This is a genomic window from Vibrio sp. OPT46, assembly GCF_015163535.1.
GTDB classification, from domain to species: Bacteria; Pseudomonadota; Gammaproteobacteria; order Enterobacterales; family Vibrionaceae; genus Vibrio; species Vibrio alginolyticus.
The window spans coordinates 18,431-20,561 of the sequence record NZ_JADDYG010000120.1; the positions used below are offsets into that span (position 1 = coordinate 18,431).

General features: G+C 43.8%; 3 protein-coding genes. All 3 read right to left on the bottom strand.

Annotated elements, in window-relative coordinates; translation table 11 throughout:
- Positions 1–259 precede the first annotated feature (259 nt).
- Positions 260–952, bottom strand: a complete 693-nt coding sequence (locus IQR33_RS05320) for an SDR family oxidoreductase (RefSeq protein ID WP_054577009.1) — start codon at positions 950–952, stop codon at positions 260–262.
- A 106-nt stretch (positions 953–1,058) separates the two neighbouring features.
- Positions 1,059–1,757: an IclR family transcriptional regulator gene (locus tag IQR33_RS05325; RefSeq protein ID WP_017635969.1), complete on the bottom strand. Its 699-nt coding sequence runs from the start codon at positions 1,755–1,757 to the stop codon at positions 1,059–1,061.
- An 87-nt stretch (positions 1,758–1,844) separates the two neighbouring features.
- The coding region (locus tag IQR33_RS05330) for a GGDEF domain-containing protein (protein ID WP_193843579.1) at positions 1,845–2,131 on the bottom strand (287 nt) is incomplete at its 5' end.

The window sequence follows — 2,131 nt, forward strand, 5'->3', positions numbered from 1 at the left end:
GTTGGAAAGAAATGGCCGCGAAGTAAACCCTGAAGGGCTAGCGCCTGAGTGGGATGATTGAGTGAGTTTCACAGGAAATCATTGTCTAAATGACACCTCTGCAATCGCTGACTTCCTCAGCGTTTGACGGTAGTACAACACCATAGACGATAACGGCTCGCTTGTCTGACGATAGTGCGAGCTTTTATCTTTTTGGCCTATTAGTTTACTGTATTCTCCCGGCCTTCAATTTGGCCGGGAGACGTCATTTAGAGAACAGTTACCATTCGATTGTAGAGCCATCAAATACGCGGAAGCTTCCGGATTGCTCAAGTGTTAGCTGTTCTGCGACCGAAACAATGCCTGCAACACTTTCCTCGGCAGAAAAGGTTGCGTCCTCACCGCCCATATCGGTTTTTACCCAGCCGGGATGAACTGCGACAGTTTTTACTCCTTGCGATTCGAGATTGCGTGCTGCTGATACTAGAACCTGATTAAGCGCTGCTTTAGATGCTCGATAACTGTACATGTTACCTGAACTGTTATCGCTTAAACTCGCAACTCGGGTTGAGATTCCCACGATGGTTTTGTGCTGACTTTTCGCAACGTTGTCTTGTAGGGCTTGAATTAGCAGGGCAGGTGCGACGGTATTTATGTTTAGTACTTCTAGCCATTTTTTCTGGGTCATTTCGCCAAGCTTTGCACACTCTTCGCCTAATACACCTGCATTAAGAATTAAATGATCGAGCGGACGATCCGCTAATTGAGTGGCTAACTGATCGATATCTTGTTGGTTAGTGACGTCTAGAGCCATCAGTTGAAGTTGATTGGGTTGGGTTACTAGTTCATTGAGCTGCTTAGCATTTTCTGGTGAACGACAAGTTGCGATAACTTGCCAACCTTTTCCAAGGTAGTGGCGGACAAATTGCAAGCCTAAGCCACGGTTAGCGCCAGTGATTAATACAGTAGACATCGCTTCTCCTACGTTGTTGAGTTGAACAACGACTATATTAGAGGCGACGTATAAGCATGTAATCAAAACAGTACAAAAATGGCCTAGGATTCGACATTGTCAAATCTTAAAGTTTGAGAAAGATGCTGGCAAAGTGTTTTAGCCTAGTGACCGTCAGTTCGGAGGCAGCACCGCTAACACCTGCAACAGCAACGACTTTACCATCCAAGTAAAGGGGGATCGCTAAGCAATTGAGGTTTGGCTCTGCCTCTTCTAAATCGAGTGCGTAACCTGATAATACAACCTGATTAAGTTCAGTTTCTAACGTGGGGGATATTTGGCTTTCAAGGCGCAATGTTCGGCGAAGCTCATCATCAAAACTAAGAAAAACCTTGCCGATCGCAGATGTTGTGAGTCCTTCTCGTTTCCCTCTCGGGCTACGGATAGTAAGAGGGTTATCCTGCTCTATAGCATCGATATACAAGTACTCTTTAGCGCCACTTTGTACAGCGAGGTAAGCAGTGTTGTTAGTCATTTGGGCCATTTTTTTCAGCAATGGAACAAAATGTTGTCGGATAGCTTCGTTTTTTTGTTCAATCGGCTTAGACAGTTCATAGCATCTAAACCCTAGGCTGTAGCTATGGTTGTGTTTGGATACATATCCAAGAGAGTGTAGAGTCGCAAGTAACCCGTGAACAGTCGTCTTATTTAACTGGATCGCATTACTGATCGTCTGTAATGATAGGGGAGACTCACTCATCGAGAGCAACTCGAGGATTAGAAAACCTCGCTCTAGAGACTGAATGTTTTTTCTTGCCTTGGGCACAAAGACTCCTTGATGATGGTGTTGCATCTGAATGTCTTACTGATGCTTCCACCTATAACAAACCACTACGCTGGTGGTTTGGTTTTATTAGAGAATATACTCAGCACTTAAACTCATCGGCTCGTTGTATGCATCCACAAGGGAGTTTTTTCCTTGCTTCTTAGCATTGTATAACGCTTGGTCTAATATCGAATAGAGCTCATCAAAGTTGGTGAGTGGCATTGAGGTTGATAGATAGGCCAGACTCGCAGATATATTCAATTGATGGTTATTAATCGAATGTACACTCTTTTCTGAAATTGTTTTATGCAGACTTTGTATTCTAAAGGGAACGTCAATCTCATCGACGTTTTTCAATAGCAAGATAAACTCTT